We start from the raw sequence: 22711 nt of genomic DNA, 5'->3' as shown, positions 1-22711 counted from the left end.
GGGCGCACGACGCGGTCGGGCCGCCCACCGCTGATTGCCGCGCGCTTCACTCACTCGACCAGAACACCCGGCGTACCGAGGCGCCCGCCGCGTCTGCACTCACTCCGGACCGAAACACCCGGCGCACCGGGTGTACCCGACCACAACGGGTGACAACGCGCCTAAGGGCCTGCAGTTACTTGAGTGAACCAGCCGTCAGACCACTGACGATGTATTCCGGCAGGGAGAGGAACAGTGTCTTCACGGATTGTTTGCCAGATCGTGACCTGTGCTTCGCCCGGTCTAAGCAAGCGCTTCCACAGAACTTCTCGCAGGGCTTAGAGTGGGCGGCATGAACTCGAGTATCAGCACAGAATGGTGGCGCTCGGCCGTCATTTACCAGATCTACCCTCGTTCCTTCGCCGATGCCAACGGTGACGGCCTGGGCGACCTGCCCGGCATCACGTCCAGACTCGCAGAGCTGCAGTCGCTCGGGGTCGACGCGATCTGGCTCTCCCCCTTCATGACGAGCCCCCAGAAGGACGCAGGCTATGACGTTGCGGACTACTGCGACGTCGACCCGATCTTCGGAACTCTCGACGACTTCGACGCGATGACGTCCCAGGCGCATGCGTACGGCATCCGTGTCATCGTCGACCTCGTTCCCAACCACTCCTCAGACGCGCACCCCTGGTTCCAGGCAGCGCTTGCGGCCGAGCCGGGCTCACCGGAGCGAGCTCGTTACATGTTCCGCGACGGCAAGGGCGAGAACGGCGATATCGAGCCGAACAACTGGCAGAGCGTTTTCGGGGGCCCAGCCTGGACCCGCACGACGAACCCAGACGGCTCACCCGGCCAGTGGTACCTGCACATCTTCGACTCCAGCCAGCCCGACTTCGACTGGGCCAATGAGGAAGTGCGCGAGATGTTCCGCGGGGTGCTGCGCTTCTGGCTCGACCGTGGTGTCGACGGCTTCCGTGTCGATGTCGCCCACGGCATGATCAAGGCCGACGGCCTCCCCGACTACACGCCGCCCGCCGAGGGTGGCAGCATGGGCGGCACCACGTCGCTCGGCCTCGAGCCGGGAATCGACGACTTCTCGAACGATGAAGACGGCGGCGCTCCGTATTGGGGCCAGGAGGGTGTCCACGACATCTACCGCGACTGGCACCTCCTCCTCGAGGAGTACGAGGGCGACCGCGTGCTCTGCGCCGAGGCATGGGTCGACCCGCTGTCGAAGATGGCGAAGTGGGTACGCCCGGACGAAATGCAGCAGGCATTCAACTTTCCGTACCTCGAAACCCCGTGGGAGGCATCCGCACTGCGCTCTGTCATCGACGAGTCGCTCGAGGCGTTCGGCGCCGTCGGCGCTCCGAGCACCTGGGTGCTGTCGAACCATGACGTGGTCCGGCATGCCTCACGGCTCGCGCTCACGGCCGAGAACCCTCAGGGTCACGGCATCGGGCCGAAGAGCCCTGGCCAGCCGATCCGGGAGACCGGCCTGCGCCGTGCTCGTGCGGCATCCGCGCTCATGCTGGCTTTGCCCGGTGGCGCCTACCTCTACCAGGGCGAGGAACTCGGCCTGCCCGAGGTCATCGACCTGCCGGACTCCGCCCGTCAGGACCCGACCTGGTTCCGCACGAACGGCGAGCGATACGGCCGTGACGGATGCCGGGTGCCGATTCCGTGGGAGGCCGGCGCCCCCGCGTACGGCTTCAACACGACCGGTGCAGCCTGGCTTCCGCAGCCGGGTGACTGGGACGGCTACGCTCGCGACGCCCAGGTCGATGTCGAGGGTTCGACCCTCGAGCTCTACCGTGAAGCGTTGCGGCTCCGGCGTGAGCACACGCTCGGGCTCGGTTCGGTCAGCTGGCTCGAGGGATTCCCGGAACCCGTTGTCGCCTTCAGCAACGGGCCGGTCACGGTGATCGCGAACACCGGCGACACTCCCCTGGCTCTGCCTGCCGAATTCGAGGGCGCTGACCTGCTCCTGACGTCCGCGGACTTCGACGGGGCATCCGTCGGCGGGGACGCCACCATCTGGGTGCGGACCCGGTAGGTTCCGGTTGCCTGGGGGCGGACGGCTTTCGGCCGCCCGCCCCCTTTCTTTCGACCTCGCAGAATCTTGGAAGCGCATAACTCCGCCAACCTGGTGCCGCAGGCCGCTGTACCGCCTGTTCCGGCCCGAAGGGCGGCACTCTGGCGGAGTTGTGCGCCAACAGAGACAGCGGCCCAGCGAGCGCGCCCTCATCGCCAGGGAACGACGGGAACTCCGTGAGATGCCGGAGGAGGAACTCGATGAGCTGACCGGGATGCTTCGCGTCCGTGGGCTCTCGGACCCAACGGCACGGCAGGTGGCGGTGGAACTCACCGACCGGGACCCCCCTGCCGCCCACCTCTCCCTCGAACTGAACATCGTCGAAGAGAACATCGCCAACCCGTGGCACGCCGCCCTCGCGTCCGCTGTGGCTCTCCCCATCGGAGCAATCCCGCCCATGCGGGCGATCCTCTTGCCCCCGGCGGATACCCGGATTCCCATGACGTTCGCCGCCGTCCTCCTCGCACTGGCGCTCACCGGCGCCCTCGGTGCCTGGCACGGTGGGAGCCCGATGCTCCCGCCCACGATCCGGGTCGTCGTCGGAGGAGCACTCGCCCTGGCGGCCACCTTCGCGATCGGTTCGCTCCTCGGCTCGACTATCGCGTAGCTCCGACAGAGAAGTCTGCATGAGCTGAACGCCAAACAGGAAGAACGGGCCCTTTCGGGGGCCTGCTGTTGAGTGAGGCCAGGTCAGGATGCCGTCGAGCGGCGCACCAGACGGGCCACGGAGTACAGAACCGCGCCGACGGCGAGCAGGATGCCGCCGAACAGCCAGACCTCACCGCTCTGCTGGGTGAGCAACAGCACGCAGGATGCCACGCCGAGGATCGGGACGATCGTCCAGACCCGGAAATGCTCGTGCTCGACCTTGTCGCGGCGGAGGACGAGCACCGCGACGTTCGTTGAGATGAACACGAACAACAGCAGAAGCACGACGGTCTCGGCGAGCGTGCTGAGGTCACCGACCAGCGTCAGCAGCATGGCGACGACGGTCGTGGCGACGATGGCCACCCACGGCGTCCGACGCTTCGGCAGCACGCGGCGCAGTGGGCTGGGCAGCAGCCCGTGCTCGGCCATGCCGAAGGCGAGCCGGCTGGACATGATCATGGTGAGCAGGGCACCGTTTGCGACAGCGACGAGCGCGATGAGGCTGAACAGCCACTCCGGCACTCCGACCCCGGATGCCGCGACGACCGCCAGCAACGGGCCCGACGACTCAGACAGCTCCGAGGCGGGCAGCGCGATCGCGCTCGCAAGCCCAACGAGGATGTAGACAACGCCGGCCGTCGCCAGGGAGCCGAACAAAGCCATCGGATACACGCGACTCGGATTGCGGATCTCCTCGGCGACGTTGGCGGAGGTCTCGAACCCGACGAAGGAGTAGTACGCGATGATGGCAGCGCCGAGCGTCGCGACCGCCGGGACCGAGCCCTCCGGGAATTGACCGATCCGCGAGACGTCTCCGCGTCCGTTGCCCAGCATCAGGGCCACGACGACGATCACGATCACGAGCCCGCTGACTTCGATGACGGTCATCACCACATTGCTCTTGAGGGATTCGCTGATCCCGCGCGCGTTGAGGCAGGCGACCAGGGCGAGAAAGACGATTGCCGCCGGGATCGGAGGCACATCGAGGAAGGTACTCAGGTACTCCCCGGAAAAGGCAAGAGACAGACCGGCGGCACTCGTGACCCCGGCGGCCAGCATGCTGAAACCGACGAGGAACGACACGATCGGCAGCTTGAACGCGCGCTCAGCGAAGACGGCGGCGCCGCCGGCCCTCGGGTACTTGGTCACGAGCTCGGCGTATGAACCTGCAGTGAGCAAGGCGAGCAACAGGGCGAACAACAGAGGAGCCCAGAGCGCCCCACCGACTTCGCCGGAGAGCACACCCATGAGAGCGTAGATTCCCGCCCCGAGCACGTCGCCCAGGATGAAGAGGAAGAGCAGGGGGCCCGTGATCTTTCTCGTCAGTTTTGTCGGCGGCCCCGCATCCGACGTCGCCGGTGTTCCTGGTGTCGATGCCGCAGCGGTCATGTGATTCCTCCGGCTGCCACATTAGAAGGGCACGGCGAAGGACCCTATTCGGCGGGCGGGGGGTTGCGGTGACCGCCCCGGATGGGGCATGGCGGTCAGCCGAGAATGGATGCCTCGGCGCCCGCGTCGATGAGGAGATCGTGCAGGACGTCGAAGAGCACGGGGTCAGCGGCCAGAGTGAAGTCCGCACTGGCTGCAGCGCCGTGCAGTCCGGCGACGCGGGCACCCGCCTCTTGCGCGATCAGCGCCCCAGCCGCGTGATCCCAGGGGTTGAGACCACGCTCGTAGTATCCATCGAGGCGGCCACACGCGACCGAGCAGAGGTCCAGTTCGGCCGACCCCATCCGGCGGATGTCGCGCACTTCGCCGATCAGATGCTGCACGATACCCGCCTGCCAGATCCGACGATCGGCGTTGTACGCGAATCCGGTACCGAGGAGTGCGAGCGATGCTGGAACCCCGGAGTTCGCACGGATGGTCCGGCCGTTGAGTGTGGCACCTTCACCGAGCGCCGCTGAGAAGGTCTCACCCGCTGCCGGATTGGTCACCGTCGCGGCGAGCGCCTTCCACGTGTGCGGGTCCGGCTCCCCCTCGACCACAGCGATGCTGACGGCATAGTTCGGGATGTCATACAGATAGTTGACGGTGCCGTCGATCGGATCGACAACCCAGGTCAACCCGCTGGTGCTCGACGATGCCGCAGACTCTTCGCCGAAGAACCCGTCATCGGGACGAGCATCGGCCAGGAGGCCGCGGATGAGGGCTTCCGATTCGTGATCGGCGAGAGTGACGACGTCCTCAGCGGAGCTTTTCGTGGAGGCGACGGTGACGCCTTCCGTGCGGCGACGCAGAATGAGCTCCCCGGCCTTCAGTGCGATTTCGGTGGCCAGGTCCTGCAGCTCGCGTGTCATGGCTACAACGCTAGACCACTTCTCCGAGCACCCCCTGTCGGAACGAATCCCGGATCAGGCCTCGACGCCACAGTCCTCAGGCGTCGGTTCGACCGGAGGGCACGCCGGGCCCGCCGTACCGGCCCAGAGTCCGTCCTCAGCGATTCGTGCTCGAATCCGAGTCAGCGCGGACTCCAGGACGTCCTGTTCGGCGGGGGTCAACGCATCGAACACCGCCTCGCGAACGAAAGTCACATGCCCCGGTGCTGCAGCGCGGATCGCCGCCCAGCCCGCGGCGGTCAGGACGACGTCCTGACCGCGTCCATCGATGTCCGAATGCATCCGCTCGACAACGCCCTTCGACTCCATTCGCCGAACCAGGTGCGACAACCGACTCCGCTCCCAGCCGAGGTCGGAGGCGAGATCTCCGGCCCGTTTGCGCGCGCCGGAGCACTCCGAGAGCACCGCGAGCACCGAATACTCGACGATGGACATCTCCGAGTCTCGCTGAAGCTGCCGGTCCAGGGCTGCCGGGAACTCCCAGATGAACTCGCGGAGGGCTAACCAGATCTCCCGTTCCCGTTCGTTCAGCCAGCGCGTCGGCTGGGAGTCGTCTCCATTCATCGCCCGGCACCCTCCATTTAGTTGACATGACAATCAAAGTCCGGCACACTTATCCTGTCAGAGTAATTGACGCATCAACTAAAGGAAAGGTCTTCAATGACTAAGATCGCCATCGTCACCGGAAGCACCCGTCCAGGCCGCGTCAACCGCGGCGTTGCCGAGTGGGTACTCGCACAGGCGCAGCAGCGCTCGGACGCAGAGTTCGAACTGGTCGACATTGCCGACTTCAACCTTCCGCTCCTCGACGAGGCGTACCCCGCCGCGTACCAGAACTACACGAACGACCACACCAAGGTCTGGGCAGAGAAGGTCGCCGAATTCGACGGCTTCGTCTTCATCACCGGTGAGTACAACCACACCGTCACCCCGGCCCTTGCCAACGCGCTGTCCTACCTGAACGCCGAGTTCGCCAACAAGGCTGCCGGCATCGTCGGCTACGGTTCAGCCATGGGCGTTCGCGCCGTCGAGCACCTCCGGGGAATCCTCTCGGAACTTCAGATCGCCCACGTCCAGAAGACCGGCATGTTCAGCCTCTTCACCGACTTCGAGAACTTCAGCACCTTCGCTCCGACCGAGCTGTCCGCCGCAACGCTGGCACCGGTTCTCGACCAGCTCGTGCCGTGGACCAAGGCTCTCGAGGCCGTCCGCGCCGAGGCGCTCGTCTCCGCGTAAGCATCTCCCTTTGACAGGGTGTCCCGCCGTCGGCGGGGCACCCTGTCTCGGTTCACGGATGCCGTACGCGACATCTGTGGAGAAAGTCAAGCCACCGTCCGATCGAGGCGGGGAACATAGGGTGGACTTCGGAGTGGCCAATCGGTCGAGAACTTCCGCCGCACCTTTGTGAGGAACCCTTAATCGATATGTCGAGTACCTTCAGCGAAGCTTTCACAGACGAAAACGCGAGGATCCACACCGGGCCCCTTGAGACGATCCGCCCCGCTGCCCCTGAGCGCACCCACTTCGCGCGGATGGCCGGGCTCTACGCCTGGATCCTCGTGACGCTGGCAATCTTCCTGATCGCCGCCACCCTGTCCGGCATACAGAAGAACCAGGCCGCCGCCGGGCCGGAGGGCAGCGAGGTCGAGACCGTGAGAGTCTCCGACCTCCGCTAGCCGCACACGATCTTTCCTCGAGCTGCAGCCGAGAACAAAGGGTCCCAGCCGATTCGGCTGGGACCCTTTGCGTTATACGGTTTGTTCAGACCTGGCTCGCGGCATCCGGGTTTCTCCAACGCCGTGCGGCGATGAAGGACCGCACACCCAGAACGATGTAGATCAGCAGGAGCACGAAAGTGATGGCGCTGACGATCACGGCGAGCGGCCGCTCGGCAGTCCCGGCGAACACCTCTCCGAGTTTGAGAACATTCATCAGGGTGCCGGCCAGCCCGAGGAGGGCGACGACGAGCGCGATGTGGATGCCGAGCTTCGGCTTCGTCAGCGCGAGTAGTCCGCAGACGACGAGCACGGCACCGAGGATGGACGGGATCAGCGCTGTCCAGCTCGCGAACGCTGACGCAATGTAGCTGATGACACCAAGCACAATCAGTACTCCACCGACGATCAAGGTATTTCGGGGCATGTCTCCTTCTTTCTTTCGTAGCCGAAACAACAGAAAAGCCCCGGCCGATGGCCGGGGCAGAATCTGCGGTTGCTTCTGACGTGGCGAGTGAGGGATTCGAACCCCCGAATGCTGAGCAGTCTGATTTACAGTCAGATCCCTTTGGCCGCTTGGGTAACTCGCCAGACGCACTCGACCGACTTGTACAGACAACCGAAGGCGCTTGAAAATAGTACTCCGTGACGGTGGTTTTCCGCGAATCGGCGGGCGCGTCAGGCGACCGGCGGCAACTGCAACAGCGCACCGTTCTGCCGGCAGGTGTGCGCGGCGATCAGCATGGCGTTCTCGAGCAGACGCCCCCACTCCGCGCCGCCCGCAGGCACGCTGTCCATGACGAGGGTGTGCACGGCGGCCGCCAGCACGGCATCCCCCGCCCCCATCGTGTCGACGACCAGGCCGGGAAGGTCCGCGATGGGTCGTGAAACCGTTCCCGTCAGAGTCGAAACGGATGCGCCGCCACGGCCCGCGGTCGCCAGAACGTTCGCCGCACCGGCCTGCCTCAGACGATCGACGAGCTGCTGCAAATCCGTGCCGTACAGCAACTGCGCATCCTCATCGCCGACTTTGCAGAGAAGGGAGGCCGCAGCCAGGCGCTCGAAGTTCGACACAAATTTGGCGGTGTCGTGGAGCATCCCGGCGCGCGGGTTCGGGTCGATGATCAAGCGCCGGCCAGGGTTCGCCACCGCGTCCTCGAGCGCCGCCGACTGTTCGTCGTCGTCGAACGGGAAGCAGCTGACCACCACCAGCCGAGCATCCGCGATGGCCAGTCTCTCCTCGTCACCGAGAACGATCCGGCGGGCGCGGGCAGCGTCGTTGAAGATGTAGCGGGGTTCCCCCTCGGTGCGGTCGCTTGTGGCACGTGATGAGCCGAGCAGACCGGGAGTGGCAAGGAGCTGAACGCCGTACTGGTCGAGAAAGCCCCGAATACGCTGCCCGTCAGCGTCGTCACCGATCATCGCGATGAGGGTGGTGGGCACCCCGAGACGTGACAACCCCACGGCAACATTGAGCGCGGCGCCACCCACGAAATCCTGGCTCCCCGATGCATCCCGCAGCTCATCGATGAGCGCGTCGCCGATCACAACGACCCGTTCGTCATCCCTGTGCATACGCTCCCCTTTCGTCCGTTACCGAGCGTTGCACACGGGAGTGCCCTGCGCCACTATGAAACGCGCCCGTCGCAGGGCTCCGCCCGGCTCGTCGCTATGCTGGCCACTGGCACCACTCTTACCCAAAGGGGTCCTATGGCGGGCATCGACGAGGTAGCGCGTCGCGCGGGCGTCTCAACGGCGACGGTGTCGCGCGCGCTCAGCGGCCGTGGTTATGTTTCGGATGCCACACGACTGAAAGTGGCCAAGGCCGCCGCAGACCTCGACTACGTCGTGTCCTCGAACGCATCGAGCCTCGCCTCAGGCAGGACCCGCAACGTCGGTGTCGTTGTGCCGTTTCTCAATCACTGGTTCTTCGCATCCGTCATCGAAGGAGCGGAGAGCGCGCTTCTCCGCCTCGGCTACGATCTCACCCTCTACAACCTCGCCGGGGGTGGCGATGAACGCAAGAGCGTCTTCGACCACTTCCTGCTGCGGCAGCGGGTCGACGCGGTCATCGCCATCGGTCTCGAACTCACCGAGGAGGAAGTGTCGAGCCTGCATGCCATGGGCAAACCACTGATCGGGGTCGGTGGGCCGATCGCCGGCGTGTTCAGCCTCACCATGGATGATGTCGCCGTCGCACGGCTTGCCACCGAGCATCTGCTCGGTCTCGGACACACTCGCATCGCCCACATCGGCGGCGGCGAGGAGTTCGACCTCGATTTCCACCTCCCGTCCAACCGGCGCATCGGTTACGAGGGTGCGTTACGTGATGCCGGTGTGCCGGTCGATGCGACGCTGTTCCGCCCAGCCGACTTCACCCTGCCCGGCGGCTACGAGGCAGCCGAACAATTGCTGGGCAGCCCGCACATCCGGCCGACCGCGATCGTGGCCTCCTCGGACGAAATGGCGATCGGAACGATCCTCGCCGCGCGGGATCTTGGCCTTCATGTACCGCAGGACCTCTCAGTGGTCGGCATCGACGATCATCAGCTGTCAGCGTTCTTCGGCCTCACGACGGTGGCGCAGTTCCCACGCCGTCAGGGGGAGCACGCCGTTGAGGCGCTCATGCAGCTGCTCGAACCGGCAGCAGGGGCTCCGGAGAGTGCCGGTGTGCCACTGCCGTACGAACTCATCGTGAGGTCCTCGACGGCCAGGCCGGCCGCGTAGCGCGTCGCGTTCACGCGTTGCGGGCGAACTCACTCGGTGTACCGGATGTTTCGGTCCGGATCGCGTGAAATCGTCGGCGGCAGTGCGTCCGGCCCCGTCCGCCGCGGAAGCACGTACCATGGGGCCATGGCTGATTCATCGTTTGACGTGGTTTCGAAGGTCGACAAGATGGAGGCGGACAACGCCCTCCACCAGGCGCACAAGGAGATCGAGCAGCGCTACGACTTCAAGGGCACCGGGGCGTCGATCGCGCAGTCCGGCGACAAGATCCTCATGAAGGCGAACAGCGAGGAGCGCGTAAAGGCGATCCTCGACGTCTTCCAGACCAAGCTCATCAAGCGGGGCATCTCGCTCAAGAGCCTCGACGCCGGCGACCCGTACGCGAGCGGCAAGGAGTACCGCATCGAAGCGGAACTCAAGGACGGCATTACGCAGGAGAACGCGAAGAAGATCAACAAGCTCATCCGCGACGAAGGCCCCAAGGGTGTCAAGAGCCAGATCCAGGGTGACGAACTGCGAGTGCAGTCGAAGAGCCGTGACGACCTCCAGGAGACGATCGCCTTGCTCAAGGGCAAGGACCTCGACATCGACCTGCAGTTCATCAACTTCCGCTGAGTCAGGGCAGGGCAGCCCCTCTTCTCTCGTCGAGCCACCCGAGCACAGCGGACACGAACGCATCGGGCCGGTTCTCGTGGACATCGTGCCCCGCATCGATCCTGGCGAGCAGACGCTCATGGGCCATCGGGGACCCGGCCCAGCCGCACAGTTGGGCGTACCTGCCAGATTTCGCAGTGACGGTCCTCGCCGCCGCCGGATACATGGGCGACTGGTCCCGCATCTGGCATGTCCCGGCCGCCACGAACCTCAGCCGCACCGAGATCTGCCGCCAGGTCGATGAACGCTATGGGGTCTCAGGGTCGATCTCGGGGCTGCCGACGAGGCTGATCCGGGCCCTCGGCGTGTTCAACCCGGTGCTGCGGGAGGTCGCGGCGTCGAGCTACCAGTTCCGGATGCCGTTCTTCTCCAATGCGACCGAGACCGAACCGGAGCTCGGCGTGAGCGCGACCGCATGGGGTACCGCCCTCGACGCCACGGTGGCGTCCTACCGCAGGTAGCCTCCCTGTCACGAGTTGCCCACTCTCACGGGTTCCGGTCCCGCGATACCCGCGATACCGGGCAACTCGATGCGGTTACCGCCGCAACAGCAGCCGACCTCCGAGGCCGACCGCCAGCACCGCGACGCCTGCCGCGATCCCGAGCGGGGGCAACATCGCAACGAGCAGGAGGCATCCGGCCATACCGACCACCTGCAGCCACCGCGGGAAGCGGCGCACCGAGCTCTCCTGCCCCAGCGCCGCCAGGTTCGCGATGAAGTAGTACAACAGCACCCCGAAGGACGAGAACGCGATAGCACCACGGAGATCGGCGAGGAGAACGACGACGATCACGATCGCCCCGAGCGCGAGTTCGGCACGGTGGGGAACGCGGTAACGCGGATGCACCGCCTCCAGGAAGCGCGGCAGGTCCCCTTCCCGCGCCATGGCGAGGCTCGTCCGTCCGATACCGGCGATGAGCGCCAGCAGCGCCCCGAGTGACGCGGCCGCAGCCCCGACCTGAACCACCGGCGTCGCCCAGTCCCAGCCTCCCGCGACGACCACGTCGACGAGCGGCGCTGCCGACAACCCGAGCTTCGCGGGCCCGAGCGTTCGAAGGGCGACGACCGCGACAATGGCGTACACCACGACCACGATCCCCAGCGCGGCCAGGATGGCGCGGGGGATGGTGCGCGTCGGATCGCGGACTTCCTCCCCCATCGTCGCGATGCGCGCATAACCGGCGAAGGCGAAGAAGAGCAGGCCAGCCGACTGCAGGATGCCGTAGACGCCCGCGTCGAACATCCCAGCAGGCCATGCACCCGACACCTCCGGTGCCGCGGGCGGCGAGGCAAGCCCAGCCGCCACAACCACCGTGAGCACGAGGAGCGACACGACGACGAGGATTCTCGTCACCAACGCTGTGCGGGTCACGCCGAAGTAGTTGACGAGCACGAGGCAGGCGACCGCGAGCGCTGCAACCGGTTTTCCCCAGCCGGCCGGGGCGGCGTACGCGGCGAAGGTGAGAGCCATGGCCGCACAGCTCGCGGTTTTGCCGATCACGAAGCTCCACCCCGCGGCGAAGCCCCACCACTCACCGAGGCGTTCCCTGCCGTACAGGTAGGTGCCCCCGGATGACGGGTATTCGGCGGCGAGCTGGGCGGACGCGGTCGCGTTGCAGTAGGCGATGATCGCGGCAACGACCAGACCGACGAGCAGCCCCCAGCCGGCCGTCGCCGCTGCGGGGGCGAAGGCGGCGAAGACACCGGCTCCGATCATCGAGCCGAGGCCGATGAAAATGGCATCGCCGAGCCCAAGGCGCCGTGAGAGTCGTGGATGCTGTGTCACGGCCATCACTCAACCACATTGGAGTAAACGGCGGGTGACACCACGAGGTGCCCGCTTCCACGGGTGTCGTCGCCGTGACACCCGCGGAAGTGGGCACCTCGAGTGCTGCTACACCGGCAGCTCGTCGAGCGCGTCGTCCTCCGCGCCGTTGGAGACTCCCACAGAGAGCGTCTCACCGCGGAAGAACGCCGGCCGGCGGATTGCCTGGATGATCATGATCACGATGCCAGACAGAATGACGCCCATCCCGAGGATGAACACAAGGCCCACTCCGCCGATGTTCGAGCCGCTGCCATAATCCGGGTCCATGCTGTCGATGATCGTGGTGAAGAACAGCACGGCGAGAATGACCCCTCCGAGCAGCGGGAACAGCAACTGGAAGAAGACGTTCCGAGCCGATGCCAGGAACTGCTTGCGGAAATACCAGACCACTGCGAATGCCGTGATGCCGTAGTAGAAGCAGATCATCATGCCAAGCGCCGTGATCGTGTCCCAGAGCACGTCTTCAGAGACGAATCGCATGATCGCGTAGAAAGCGGATGCCACTACGCTCGACACAATCGTCGCGTAGCCAGGCGTCAGGAACCGGGGGCTCACCCGCGCGAAGTTCGACGGCAAAGCGCCGTAGTGGCCCATCGCGAGCAGCGTGCGGGCGGGCGACACGAACGTCGACTGCAGCGAGGCAGCTGAGCTGGAGAGCACGGCGATGGAGACGAGGATGGCGAGGGGTCCGAGGACCGGCCCGGCGAGCGCGAAGAAGACGTTGCCCTGGATGTCCTCGTTGCCGAGCCCGAACTCGCCGGTTCCGATGCCGGCGAAGCTGATCGACGCGGTGGCGATGAGCAGGTAGAGGACGACGATGATGATCACCGTGAGTGTGGCGGCGCGCCCCGGTGTGGAGCGGGATCCCTTCGTCTCCTCGTTCATCGTGAGTGTGACGTCCCAGCCCCAGAAGATGAAGATCGACAGGGAAAGACCCGCGGCGAATGCGCTGAACGACTCCACGGCGAACGGGTTGAACCACTCCAGGCTGATCGGTGTCGCATCGAACGCGGTGCCGTTGGCGACGTGGATGAAAGCGACGATACCGAAGAGAACGAGGACGAGCAGTTGGAAACCGACCAGCACGTACTGCACTTTCTGGGTGGTCCGCATGTCACGGTAGGAGATCGCGGTGGCGCCGAGCATGAAGGCGAGGCAGGTGACGACGTTGATGAACGGGTTGAGGGCGAGGTCCGCGAGATCCGGGTTGTTGAAGATCTGCGCGAGCATCAGGTAGAAGAAGTCAACGGCGATGCCTGCCAGGTTCGACAGAACGAGGATGGTCGCCGCGATCAGACCCCAGCCGGCCATCCAGCCGATCCACGGCCCGAACGCCCGAGTGGCCCAGGTGAACGACGTTCCGCTGTCGGGCATGGCACGGTTCAGTTCCCGGTAACCGAAGGCAACGAGGAGCATCGGGATGAAGCCGACGAGGATGATCGCGGGCACCTGCAGGCCCACTTCGGACACGGTAGGCCCGAGCGCCGCGGTCATCGTGTACGCGGGAGCGATACACGAGATGCCGATGACGATCGCGCCGATCAGGCCGACCGAGCCAGCGCTCAGTCCCTTCTTGGAGAGCCCGGTCGCGGGCTTCGTTGTGGTCATGAATTCAATCCTCAATTGTCAGAACTTCAGTCGCGGGGAACCACGACCATGGGAACAGGCAGTTCACGCAGCATCTTCGCCGCGGTCGTGCCCAGGAAGATGTGGCGGGGTTTGGCCAGACGGCTGGAGCCGACGAAGACCAGCTCCTCCGGTTCCCAGTCCACGTGCTTGATCGCATCCTCGACGCGATTCCCGGATGCCGTCAGCACGGCGACATCGAGGTCGTTGGGCAGGTGCTCGGCGGCGTAGGCGAGCACCTGTTCCGCGTGCGTCGCGGCGCGTTCGGCGACCTCCGGTGGGGTGGTCATGTCGTCCATGTCAAGGGTGACGAGCGAGATCAGCCGCAGCGGGATGTGGGCGGCGCGGGCGACCAGGACGGCGGCATCCAGCAGCTCATCGGCTCCGGCCCTGGTTCCGAGTGCGCAGGTGATGCGAGTGAGCCCGTTCAGGCCGACAGTCGAACCCGATCCCTCGGGGGCAAGGGCGACCGGGACGACCGCGGAGTGCAGCAGCGCGCTCGCCACGCTGCCGACGGTGGCGCGGCCAAGCAGGCCACCGCGGGCTGCCCCGACGATGATCATCGACCCTTCGAGGTCCCGGCTGACATCGAGAAGGCCCCGCGCGAAGGATTCGGCGTAGACGATGTGCCCCTCCGACGGGACGTCGCGCGGAACGACCGCGGCGGCGTCCTTCAGCCAGCCCTGCGCTGTTTCATGGAGGAACCGTTCGTAACCGGCATCCGAGGGCACCAGCGTCGGCCGGGCTTCACTCCTCAGCACGGTGACGATGTCGAGTGTGGCAGTCATGGACCGCGCCAGCCGCACCCCGAGCGCGAGCGCGTCGGCGCCGGCTGGCGTGTCGGTGTAACCAACGATGTAACGCATCTGGCTCATCGCTCCTTTGCGATTCGGGTCGAGCAGGTGTCGCCGGGTGTTGCAGGGTCAGTGACGGGCGGCGTGAGGTTGGGCCGGTTGTGGCTGAGCCGTCGTCGTGGCGGAGTGCCGGGCGAGGATGGCCTCGGCGGTTTCCCTCCCGACGCGGATGGCGCCGTCGACGTGCTGGTAGCCCTCAGCGGCGAGATCGCTGCACGACCAGTGGATCGGACCGACTGGCGTGCGGAGGTCGGCGCCGTAGCGCGATAGGCCGCCCATGTCGAAGCTCGCCGCGTAAGCGCCTCGCGTCCATTCCTCGGACGCCCAGTCGCTCTCGTAATAGACGACAGGGTGCAGGGCCTGCTCGCCGTAATAGTGCGACAGGGAGGTGAGGATGACGCGTTGGCGTTCCTGGGCCGAGAGCCCGAAGACAGCATCGGCTTTTCGGTCGGAGACGAAACCGACGAGGGTTCCACGCGGGTCGTCGTGGTTGGTGTTGTCGTACGCCTCGTGCACGATCTCGTACGGGCTGAACGAGGTGCCGGAGAGTCCGGCGTCCCGCCAGAACGGCGTCGAGTAAACGGCGTGGACCTTGATGACGAAGCCGAGCGAGAGGTGCTGGTGCATCTGCTGCTGGCGGCGCGGAAGCGGCGGCTGGAAGTCGATCCGCGAATACAGGTTCGGCGGAACGGCGACGATCGCGTGTCGAGCGTGCACCGTCACGCCGTCAGCCGTAGCGGTGACGCCGGTGTCACTCCAGTCGAGCCTGCGCACCGGCTGGCCGAGGAACACGTCATCGCCCAGCTTCTGGGCGAGCAACAGTGGCACCTGCTGCAGTCCCCCGATCACGCGCTTGTCGAGGATGAAGTCCGCGTCGACGAGGTGGGAGAAACTGCCGGCGGATGCCGCCATCAGGACCGCCTGCAGCGCCGAGAACGCGTGCGCCGGCTTGGTGATCATCGCCTCGGCGACGAAGAGCGCGATGTTGTCGCGGGCTTCGACGTCGTCGGTCTGGCTCTCGAGCCACTCCAGCCAGGTGACAGCGTCGAGTTCTTCCGCCATCGGGTGCGCCCACGGCGCCCTGGGGCCGATGTCGGCGACGAGAGCGTCGAGCACGTGGATCAGTCGTTCCATCTCGCGCTGCGTCGACGCCCGCACCGGGAACAGTTCCCCGGTGAACCGGGTCAGTTCCCCGACCGCGTTGATGTACACGCTGTCGCCGTCCCGGTACCGCGAATAGGTCTGCAGCCCGAGGTCAGCGAGCGTCTCGATCAGCGCCTCCTGGTCCGGGGAAACCCACTGCCCGCCGATCTCGAGAGTGGCGCCGTCGACGTCCTTCGTCCACAGCCGCCCGCCCACGCGATCGCGCGCCTCGAGCACCGCGACGCTCAGGCCGGCGTCACGCAGTTTCGTGGCGGCGGTGAGTCCGGATGCTCCGGCGCCGATGATGACGACGTCGCGTTGCAGTTCTTCTTGCACGGTTCTCCTTATTTCGTAACGCTGATCTCGACTGATCCGGCAAGCGTGCCGGATCGCTCGATCTCGGCGCTGTGATGAGCTGCGTTCATTACAGCGCCGACATCACATGCTTGATCCGGGTGTAGTCCTCGAGCCCGTACGACGAGAGGTCCTTGCCGTAACCCGACATCTTGAACCCGCCGTGGGGCATCTCCGCGGCAAGCAGGATGTGGGTGTTGATCCACACGGCCCCGAAGTCCAGGTCGCGGGACACCCGCAATGCGGTGCCATGATCGCTGGTCCAGACGCTCGAGGCGAGCGCGTACGGCACGTCGTTCGCCATCTCGATTGCCTGCTCCTCGGTGGAGAAGGTCTGCACCGTCAGGACCGGGCCGAACGTCTCCTCCTGCACACAGGCGTCGATCTGGTTGACCCCGGTGATGACGGTCGGGGCGTAGTAGAAGCCCGTGTCACCGACGCGGTGGCCTCCCGTGACGACTTTCGCGTGGGCGGGCAGGCTGTCGATCACCGTCGACACCTTCTCGAAGTGGGAGGCGTTGTTGAGTGGTCCGTAATACGCATCGGGGTCCTCAGCGTCGCCCGTCTTCGTGGCCTCAGCCGCCTTGACCAGTTCGGCGACGAACTCGTCGTGGATCGACTCGTGGACGAGAACCCGGGTCACGGCGGTGCAGTCCTGCCCGGCGTTGAAATATCCTGCCCCTGCAACACCTTCCGCCGTCGCGGCGATGTCGGCATCGGCGAAGACGATCGCCGGCGCTTTCCCGCCGAGTTCGAGGTGTGCCCGGTGCAGGTGCTTGGCCGCGGATGCCGCGACCGCCATTCCCGCGCGGACGGAACCGGTGATGGACACGAGCCCTGGCACAGGATGCTCCGTCATCAGCTGCCCCGTCGACGCGTTCCCGAGGACCACGTTGAGCACACCCTCCGGCAGGATGCCCTGCGTCAGCCTGGCGAGGACGAGGGTGGACTCCGGGGTTGTGTCGCTCGGCTTGAGCACGACGGTGTTCCCTGCGGCCAGTGCTGGAGCGATCTTCCAGATCGCCATCATGAGGGGGTAATTCCACGGGGTGACCTGGGCGACGACGCCGATCGGTTCGCGGCGGACCCAGGACGTGTGACCATCGAGGTACTCGCCGGCGCTCTTGCCTTCGAGTACCCGGGCGGCGCCGGCGAAGAAGCGCAGGTGGTCGGCGCCCGTGATCACCTCTTCGACGCGAATGGCTTCCCGTGGCTGCCCGGTGTTGCGGTGCTGCGCTTCGACGAGTTCCTCGGCGTTCGCCTCCATGGCATCCGCGATCTTCAGCAGCATGGCCTGACGCTGGCTGGGTGTCGTGCGTTTCCAGGTGGCGAAGGCGGTTCGCGCTGCGCCGAAGGCCGCATCGACGTCGAGATCGGTGGAGACGGGTGACACCGCGACGACCTCGCCCGTTGCGGGGCTGACCACGTCGATGGTTTCGGAACCTGCGGCGTCGACGAACGAGCCGTTGATGTAGTTCTGAAGCGACTTCATTGTTCTTCCTTCCATCACTTTTCGGTGGCGCCTAGGTGGCCGGCGTCATCGTGTACTTGGTCGACAGGTATTCGTGGATTCCCTCGAATCCGCCCTCCCGGCCGACACCGGACTGCTTCACGCCGCCGAAGGGGGCTGCGGCGTTCGAGATGACGCCGACGTTCAGGCCCATCATGCCCGTCTGCAGTTTGTCGATCATCCGCTGGCCGCGGGCGAGGTCTTGCGTGAAGACGTAACTGACGAGGCCGTATTCGGTGTCGTTGGCGAGCCGGACGGCATCCGCTTCGTCGGTGAACGGCACGATCGCGAGAACCGGTCCGAAGATTTCCTCGCGGAGGATCTTCGACCCCTGCTGAACGTCGGTGATCACGGTCGGCTCGTAGAAGGTTCCTTCGCGGTCGACGGCCTTGCCGCCGATGAGCAGCGTCGCGCCTTTCGCGACGGCGTCGTCGACGAGTTCGCCGGCCTTCTTGACCGCACGGTCGTCGATGAGGGGGCCGATGGTGACGCCGTCTTCGGTGCCGCGACCGATCGAGAACCCCTGAACCCGCTCGGTTACCCGGCGGGCGAATTCCTCAACGATCGACGCGTGTACGATGAACCGGTTTGCGGCGGTGCAGGCCTGTCCGATGTTGCGGAACTTGGCGGCGAGGGCACCGTCGACGGCTTTGTCGAGGTCGGCGTCGTCGAAGACGACGAACGGGGCGTTGCCGCCCAACTCCATCGATGTGCGGAGGATGTTCTTCGCCGACTGCTGGATGAGCTTCTGCCCGACCGGAGTGGATCCGGTGAAGCTCAGCTTGCGGAGGCGGGGGTCGTCGAGCAGTGGTTCGGTGACGGCGCCGGACGAGGAGGTGGTGAGCACGTTGACGACGCCCGCGGGCACCCCTGCCTCTTCGAGCAGCTTCGCGAAGTACAGGGTGGTCAGCGGCGTCAGCGAGGCCGGCTTGATGATGACGGTACAGCCGGCGGCAAGGGCGGGGGCGATCTTGCGGGTGGCCATCGCGAGCGGGAAGTTCCACGGGGTGATGAGGTAGCAGGGTCCGACGGGGTGCTGCGACACGATCATGCGGCCGGTGCCTTCAGGGTTGGTGCCGTACCGGCCGGTGATCCGCACGGCCTCTTCGCTGAACCAGCGCAGGAACTCCCCGCCGTAGGTGACTTCACCGTTGGACTCGGCGAGGGGTTTACCCATCTCCAGCGTCATGAGGAGGGCGAATTCGTCCCGGCGTTCCTGCATCAGGTCGAACGCCGTGCGGAGGATGTTCGAGCGTGTGCGTGGAGCGGTGGCCGCCCACTCGTCCTGCACGGCGACAGCGGCGTCGAGTGCCGCGGTGGCGTCGGCGGCGGATGCGTCGGCGATCGATGCGAGCAGGCCGCCTGTCGACGGGTCGAAGACATCGATGGTCTTCTCGGTCTGGCGCCATTCGCCGCCGATGAAGAGGCCGGTCGGTACCTTCGCGAGCAAGTCCTGCTGGGCGGTACTCTGCTGCAGGTCGGTCTGGGTGGTCATGCGTTCTCCAATGCGGTGAGGACGACGTCGAGCCCCTCGGTGAGCAGCTCGGCAGAAATTGAGAGGGGCGGGAGGAAGCGGATGACGTTTCCGTACGTCCCGCAGGTGAGCACGATGACTCCCTCCGCGTGGCACGCCTTTGCGACGCGGCCGGTCAACGCGGCATCCGGCTCGTTCGTTCCCGGGTCGACGATCTCGATGGCGATCATCGCGCCTCGGCCCCGGATGTCGCCGATGCGTGGGTCGGTTGCCTGGGCTGCGGTGAACCGATCGACGATTGTGCTGCCGATCCGCCGCGCCGCCGCGGCGAGGTCGTCCTCGACGTAGGTATCGATGGCGGCGAGTGCGGCCGCGCAGGCCAGCGGGTTGCCGCCGTACGTTCCACCGAGGCCGCCTGCGTGGGTCGCGTCGAGGATCTCGGCCCTGCCGGTGATCGCCGACAGCGGCAGCCCGCCGGCGATACCTTTTGCGGTCACGACGATGTCAGGCACGATTCCTTCGTGCTCGCTCGCGAACATGTCTCCGGTGCGGGCGAAACCGGTCTGCACCTCATCGGCGATGAACACGACGTCGTTCGCCCGGGCCCACTCGACCAGGGAGGGCAAGAACCCCTCCGCTGGCACGATGAATCCGCCCTCACCCTGGATCGGTTCGAGGATGATGGCGGCGAGGTTCGCCGCCCCGATCTGCTTCTCGATCATCGAGATGGCGCGTTTCGCGGCCTCCGGCCCGCTGAGTCCGTCTCGGAACGGGTAGGACATCGGGGCACGGTAGATTTCGGAGGCGAACGGCCCGAAGCCGCTCTTGTACGGCATCGACTTGGCGGTGAGGGCCATGGTGAGGTTCGTACGGCCGTGGTAAGCGTGGTCGAACGCGACGACGGCTTGCTTGCCGGTGTAGCTGCGAGCCACCTTGATCGCGTTCTCGACGGCTTCGGCACCGGAGTTGAACAGCGCGCTGCGCTTCTCGTGATCGCCCGGCGTCAGCTCGTTGAGCTTTTCCGCTACCTCGACGTAGGAGTCGTACGGCGTGATCATGAAGCAGGTGTGCGTGAACGCCGCAACCTGCGCCTGGACCGCTTCGACCACGCGCGGCGCGCTGTTCCCCACGCCGGTCACGGCGATTCCCGAGCCGAGGTCGATGAACGAGTTGTCGTCGACGTCGACGACAACTCCGCCGCCCGCCGCCTGCGCGAAGACCGGCATGGTGGTCCCGACAGCGGATGCGACGGCGCTGTTCTTGCGAGCCATCAGCGCCTCGGATCGCGGCCCCGGAATCGCGGTCACGATCCGGCGTTCCTGGGCGAGCGCGGGCCCGCCGATGGCGGTCGTGGTGAGGGTCATCGTTGTCGTTCTCCTTTGACGTGCCGTGTTGCCAGACTAGGAGTTCCCGCCCCCACGAGGAACTGCCGGACTGGCCAGCAGAATGGATCGCTGTCGCCATTCTGGCAAATCTTGTACGTTGGGCAGATGCAACCTTCCGTGCGCCGACTCCTCGACACTCCCGCACTCGAGCTCAGCCTGCTCGCCGGCGGATCGCCCGAGCGAAGAACGGCGCCGATCTCCTGGATTCACAGTTCAGACCTCGCCGATCCGACGCCGTTCCTCGACGCCGGGCACATCGTGCTGACCACCGGCACGCAGTTCGACCGGGCTTCGACGGCACAGAGTGCGTACGACGAATACGTCGAGCGGCTCACCTCGCACGGGATCCTCGGCATCGGCTTCGGCACTGAGGTGGTCAGGGGGACCCCATTCGAGCTCGTGACGGCGTGCGAGCGGTTCGGGATGCCGCTGTTCGAAGTCCCGTATCGAGTGCCGTTCATCGCCGTCATCCGCGAGGCGGCCGATCTCCTCGCCGAGGCAGCACACGCGAGGGATACCTGGGCGCTCAACGCCCAGCGGGCCATCTCGTTCGCCGCGCTGCGGCCGGATGCCACCGCTGCGATCCTTAAGGAGCTCTCGCGCCAGCTGGGCCGGTTCGTAGCGCTTGTCGACGCACGCGGCGAGTTCTCCCTCGCCTTCGACGAGGCATCCTCGATGCCGGCGCTGACGACGCCCCACGCCCGCCAACCGATACTGCAGGAGGCGGAGCGGCTGATCGGGCGGGGTCAGCGGTCGAGCTCAACGATGAGCGAGAAGTCCGGGCAGGTGAACCTGCAGACGCTCGGCCGGCGCGACGCGCTGCGTGGAGTGCTCGTGATCGCCGGGCTGGTACCGCTCGACTCAGCTGACCAGACCGTTGTGACCAGCGTCGTCGCTCTCGCCGGGCTCGCGCTCGAGCAGAACCGGGAACTCAACCGGGCGCGGGGGCTCCTGCGCAGCGGGTTGTTGCAGACTCTGCTCGAGGGCAACGTTGCGCTCGTGCGACGGATCGTGCAGCAGATGGGCGGGGAGCTTCCTGCGGAGCCCGTCCGCTTCGTCGCGTTCGCTCCCCCTGCCCTCGCCAGGGATGCACTGTTCAGCGACCTCGAGGCACGCGACGTCGCAGGGAACCTGTTCTTCGCGGCGAGCGACGGGCGGATCTTCGTCGGCGTGCCCTCAGCGGATGCCCTCCCCCTCGCCGAGGAACTGGCCCGTGTTTCGAACCTGGCGGCCGGCATCTCCGAACCGGTGCGCTGGGCCGAGACGGCAACCGGCACCAGGCAGGCCGCGCAGGCGCTGAAGCGGGCGGTCGACGCAAGCGGGGGCGCGGGCGACGCTGCGGCATCCGTCCTGGTCTTTTCGGACGTGGCCGAACGGGGCCTCGCCGCTCTCCTGCCCCGCGCGGATGCCGTCGAGATCGCGCGCACGCTGCTGAAACCGGTGCGCGATCACGACGCCGAGAACGGCACAGACCTGACGGGCGACGTGAAGATGTGGCTCGAGCACCATGGGCAATGGGACCCGGCGGCGCGAGCCCTTGGCATCCACCGGCACACCCTGAAGAACCGGGTCGCGCTTGTCGAGAAACTCAGCGGCCGCCCCCTTGCGACCGTGGAGGCGCGGACGAACCTCTGGCTCGCCCTGCAACTGGCGTGAGCCGGCGGACGCCCCCGGCCTTCCGGCTGGGAGCGTCGATCCGGGCTACGCCTGGGGCGCGCCAGGCGCCTGCGGCTGACCGTACCCGCGAGGAGCAACGGAGCCGGGCTGCGGGTACCCCTCGGGTGCCCCCTGGGCCTGCTGCTGCCCGGCGTAGCCCTGCGGCACTCCCGGGTAGACCAGCTGCTTCGGCGGCAGTGCGCGCGCGATGAACACGCCGAGGGCGAAGAAAGCGCCGTAGTGCAGCCCGGTCGAGATGGACCCCAGGATGCCGGAACTCACGATCATCTGGAACAGGTACTGGCCGCCGGAGATGACCGCCCAGATGAAGTTGAGCACGAGCAGGGCCGCGGTACCGACCGCGGCGGCGATCGCCAGCTTCTTGAGCAGGTCTGCGGCCGATGTGGCCCTGGCGAGCGGCGAGATGTAAAGGGAGCTCACTCCTGCTCCGACGACGAAAACCACGGCGATGAACACGCTCCAGACGAGGGAGAAGATCAGCTCACCGCGGAACGAGTACATCGCGCTGCCGATGATCGACAGAAGGTTTGCGACGGCCGCGACGCCCACCACGAGAACTCCGCCGAACAGAACCTGTCGTGTCACGGCCCTGTCGAACGGCGGGCGCGGCTGCGCCTGCTGGGAATACCCGGTCGGGGCACCCTGCTGCGGCTCGAGGCTGTAAGGAGTCTGGAAATTACCGGGGTTAGACATGCCCAC

General features: G+C 66.2%; 21 protein-coding genes and 1 tRNA gene. 8 read left to right on the top strand and 14 right to left on the bottom strand.

Annotation, left to right across the window (positions count from 1 at the left end; all coding sequences use genetic code 11):
- Nucleotides 1-331 precede the first annotated feature (331 nt).
- Nucleotides 332-2038 (top strand): glycoside hydrolase family 13 protein, encoded by a 1707-nt coding sequence (locus JWP90_RS05950; RefSeq protein ID WP_297361030.1) that lies wholly within the window; start codon nt 332-334, stop codon nt 2036-2038.
- A gap of 115 nt (nt 2039-2153) precedes the next feature.
- Nucleotides 2154-2684: a VIT1/CCC1 transporter family protein gene (locus JWP90_RS05945; RefSeq protein ID WP_297361074.1), complete on the top strand. Its 531-nt coding sequence runs from the start codon at nt 2154-2156 to the stop codon at nt 2682-2684.
- An 83-nt stretch (nt 2685-2767) separates the two neighbouring features.
- On the opposite strand, the gene JWP90_RS05940 is transcribed toward JWP90_RS05945, so the two are convergent.
- From JWP90_RS05940 to JWP90_RS05930, 3 genes are all read right to left on the bottom strand, one after another.
- Nucleotides 2768-4114: an APC family permease gene (locus JWP90_RS05940; RefSeq protein ID WP_297361028.1), complete on the bottom strand. Its 1347-nt coding sequence runs from the start codon at nt 4112-4114 to the stop codon at nt 2768-2770.
- A 95-nt stretch (nt 4115-4209) separates the two neighbouring features.
- The gene (locus tag JWP90_RS05935; protein ID WP_297361025.1) at nt 4210-5025 is read right to left on the bottom strand and encodes an inositol monophosphatase family protein; all 816 of its coding nucleotides are present in this window, start codon (nt 5023-5025) and stop codon (nt 4210-4212) included.
- 54 nt (nt 5026-5079) lie between these two features.
- Nucleotides 5080-5628: a MarR family winged helix-turn-helix transcriptional regulator gene (locus JWP90_RS05930; protein ID WP_297361022.1), complete on the bottom strand. Its 549-nt coding sequence runs from the start codon at nt 5626-5628 to the stop codon at nt 5080-5082.
- Between the two features lie 96 nt (nt 5629-5724).
- Between JWP90_RS05930 and JWP90_RS05925 the strand changes: the two genes are divergently transcribed.
- Both JWP90_RS05925 and JWP90_RS05920 read left to right on the top strand, forming a co-directional pair.
- On the top strand, nt 5725-6300 hold the full coding sequence (locus JWP90_RS05925) for an NADPH-dependent FMN reductase (RefSeq protein ID WP_297361019.1): 576 nt from the start codon (nt 5725-5727) through the stop codon (nt 6298-6300).
- A 188-nt stretch (nt 6301-6488) separates the two neighbouring features.
- Nucleotides 6489-6740, top strand: coding sequence for a hypothetical protein (locus JWP90_RS05920; RefSeq protein ID WP_297361017.1), 252 nt, complete (start codon nt 6489-6491; stop codon nt 6738-6740).
- An 85-nt stretch (nt 6741-6825) separates the two neighbouring features.
- On the opposite strand, the gene JWP90_RS05915 is transcribed toward JWP90_RS05920, so the two are convergent.
- From JWP90_RS05915 to JWP90_RS05905, 3 genes are all read right to left on the bottom strand, one after another.
- Nucleotides 6826-7206 (bottom strand): hypothetical protein, encoded by a 381-nt coding sequence (locus JWP90_RS05915; RefSeq protein WP_297361014.1) that lies wholly within the window; start codon nt 7204-7206, stop codon nt 6826-6828.
- A gap of 81 nt (nt 7207-7287) precedes the next feature.
- Nucleotides 7288-7369, bottom strand: a tRNA-Tyr gene (locus tag JWP90_RS05910).
- A gap of 88 nt (nt 7370-7457) precedes the next feature.
- On the bottom strand, nt 7458-8354 hold the full coding sequence (locus JWP90_RS05905; protein ID WP_297361009.1) for a PfkB family carbohydrate kinase: 897 nt from the start codon (nt 8352-8354) through the stop codon (nt 7458-7460).
- A gap of 135 nt (nt 8355-8489) precedes the next feature.
- Between JWP90_RS05905 and JWP90_RS05900 the strand changes: the two genes are divergently transcribed.
- From JWP90_RS05900 to JWP90_RS05890, 3 genes are all read left to right on the top strand, one after another.
- Nucleotides 8490-9506, top strand: a complete 1017-nt coding sequence (locus JWP90_RS05900) for a LacI family DNA-binding transcriptional regulator (RefSeq protein WP_297361006.1) — start codon at nt 8490-8492, stop codon at nt 9504-9506.
- 126 nt (nt 9507-9632) lie between these two features.
- The gene (locus tag JWP90_RS05895; RefSeq protein WP_297361003.1) at nt 9633-10121 is read left to right on the top strand and encodes a YajQ family cyclic di-GMP-binding protein; all 489 of its coding nucleotides are present in this window, start codon (nt 9633-9635) and stop codon (nt 10119-10121) included.
- A gap of 176 nt (nt 10122-10297) precedes the next feature.
- A complete protein-coding gene (locus JWP90_RS05890) occupies nt 10298-10621 on the top strand; it encodes a hypothetical protein (RefSeq protein WP_297361001.1) in 324 nt (107 codons plus the stop codon).
- 75 nt (nt 10622-10696) lie between these two features.
- Here the strand turns inward: JWP90_RS05890 and JWP90_RS05885 are convergent, their stop codons facing one another.
- The 7 genes from JWP90_RS05885 to gabT all read right to left on the bottom strand — a co-directional run bounded on the left by JWP90_RS05885 (nt 10697) and on the right by gabT (nt 20314).
- Entirely contained in the window at nt 10697-11947 is a 1251-nt protein-coding gene (locus JWP90_RS05885; protein ID WP_297360998.1) for an APC family permease, read from the bottom strand.
- 108 nt (nt 11948-12055) lie between these two features.
- Entirely contained in the window at nt 12056-13597 is a 1542-nt protein-coding gene (locus JWP90_RS05880) for an APC family permease (RefSeq protein ID WP_297360995.1), read from the bottom strand.
- Nucleotides 13598-13623: 26 nt separating this feature from the next.
- Nucleotides 13624-14490, bottom strand: coding sequence for a universal stress protein (locus JWP90_RS05875; RefSeq protein WP_297360992.1), 867 nt, complete (start codon nt 14488-14490; stop codon nt 13624-13626).
- Nucleotides 14491-14538: 48 nt separating this feature from the next.
- The gene (locus JWP90_RS05870; protein WP_297360989.1) at nt 14539-15948 is read right to left on the bottom strand and encodes an NAD(P)/FAD-dependent oxidoreductase; all 1410 of its coding nucleotides are present in this window, start codon (nt 15946-15948) and stop codon (nt 14539-14541) included.
- 88 nt (nt 15949-16036) lie between these two features.
- A complete protein-coding gene (locus JWP90_RS05865; protein ID WP_297360986.1) occupies nt 16037-17458 on the bottom strand; it encodes a gamma-aminobutyraldehyde dehydrogenase in 1422 nt (473 codons plus the stop codon).
- A 31-nt stretch (nt 17459-17489) separates the two neighbouring features.
- A complete protein-coding gene (locus tag JWP90_RS05860; protein WP_297360984.1) occupies nt 17490-18971 on the bottom strand; it encodes an NAD-dependent succinate-semialdehyde dehydrogenase in 1482 nt (493 codons plus the stop codon).
- Nucleotides 18968-20314 (bottom strand): 4-aminobutyrate--2-oxoglutarate transaminase, encoded by a 1347-nt coding sequence (gene gabT, locus JWP90_RS05855; protein WP_297360981.1) that lies wholly within the window; start codon nt 20312-20314, stop codon nt 18968-18970. The genes JWP90_RS05860 and gabT overlap by 4 nt, the downstream gene beginning before the upstream one ends.
- 126 nt (nt 20315-20440) lie before the next feature.
- Between gabT and JWP90_RS05850 the strand changes: the two genes are divergently transcribed.
- Entirely contained in the window at nt 20441-21991 is a 1551-nt protein-coding gene (locus JWP90_RS05850) for a PucR family transcriptional regulator (protein WP_297360978.1), read from the top strand.
- A gap of 45 nt (nt 21992-22036) precedes the next feature.
- Here JWP90_RS05850 and JWP90_RS05845 read toward each other — a convergent pair whose 3' ends face one another.
- Entirely contained in the window at nt 22037-22705 is a 669-nt protein-coding gene (locus JWP90_RS05845) for a hypothetical protein (protein ID WP_297360975.1), read from the bottom strand.
- Nucleotides 22706-22711 lie beyond the last annotated feature (6 nt).

The sequence above is a fragment of the Mycetocola sp. genome (assembly GCF_025464835.1).
Classification (GTDB): Bacteria; Actinomycetota; Actinomycetes; order Actinomycetales; family Microbacteriaceae; genus Mycetocola_A.
Note: the sequence above shows the minus strand (reverse complement) of the source record. Positions and strands in the feature narration are given on the sequence as shown.

Bases quoted from the DNA above. Each gene is read 5' to 3' on its own strand.
- JWP90_RS05950 (WP_297361030.1), top strand. From the start codon at position 332: ATGAACTCGAGTATCAGCACAGAATGGTGGCGCTCGGCCGTCATTTAC.
- JWP90_RS05940 (WP_297361028.1), bottom strand. From the start codon at position 4,114: ATGACCGCTGCGGCATCGACACCAGGAACACCGGCGACGTCGGATGCG.
- JWP90_RS05935 (WP_297361025.1), bottom strand. From the start codon at position 5,025: ATGACACGCGAGCTGCAGGACCTGGCCACCGAAATCGCACTGAAGGCC.
- JWP90_RS05930 (WP_297361022.1), bottom strand. From the start codon at position 5,628: ATGAATGGAGACGACTCCCAGCCGACGCGCTGGCTGAACGAACGGGAA.
- JWP90_RS05925 (WP_297361019.1), top strand. From the start codon at position 5,725: ATGACTAAGATCGCCATCGTCACCGGAAGCACCCGTCCAGGCCGCGTC.
- JWP90_RS05920 (WP_297361017.1), top strand. From the start codon at position 6,489: ATGTCGAGTACCTTCAGCGAAGCTTTCACAGACGAAAACGCGAGGATC.
- JWP90_RS05915 (WP_297361014.1), bottom strand. From the start codon at position 7,206: ATGCCCCGAAATACCTTGATCGTCGGTGGAGTACTGATTGTGCTTGGT.
- JWP90_RS05905 (WP_297361009.1), bottom strand. From the start codon at position 8,354: ATGCACAGGGATGACGAACGGGTCGTTGTGATCGGCGACGCGCTCATC.
- JWP90_RS05900 (WP_297361006.1), top strand. From the start codon at position 8,490: ATGGCGGGCATCGACGAGGTAGCGCGTCGCGCGGGCGTCTCAACGGCG.
- JWP90_RS05895 (WP_297361003.1), top strand. From the start codon at position 9,633: ATGGCTGATTCATCGTTTGACGTGGTTTCGAAGGTCGACAAGATGGAG.
- JWP90_RS05880 (WP_297360995.1), bottom strand. From the start codon at position 13,597: ATGACCACAACGAAGCCCGCGACCGGGCTCTCCAAGAAGGGACTGAGC.
- JWP90_RS05875 (WP_297360992.1), bottom strand. From the start codon at position 14,490: ATGAGCCAGATGCGTTACATCGTTGGTTACACCGACACGCCAGCCGGC.
- JWP90_RS05865 (WP_297360986.1), bottom strand. From the start codon at position 17,458: ATGAAGTCGCTTCAGAACTACATCAACGGCTCGTTCGTCGACGCCGCA.
- JWP90_RS05860 (WP_297360984.1), bottom strand. From the start codon at position 18,971: ATGACCACCCAGACCGACCTGCAGCAGAGTACCGCCCAGCAGGACTTG.
- gabT (WP_297360981.1), bottom strand. From the start codon at position 20,314: ATGACCCTCACCACGACCGCCATCGGCGGGCCCGCGCTCGCCCAGGAA.
- JWP90_RS05850 (WP_297360978.1), top strand. From the start codon at position 20,441: ATGCAACCTTCCGTGCGCCGACTCCTCGACACTCCCGCACTCGAGCTC.
- JWP90_RS05845 (WP_297360975.1), bottom strand. From the start codon at position 22,705: ATGTCTAACCCCGGTAATTTCCAGACTCCTTACAGCCTCGAGCCGCAG.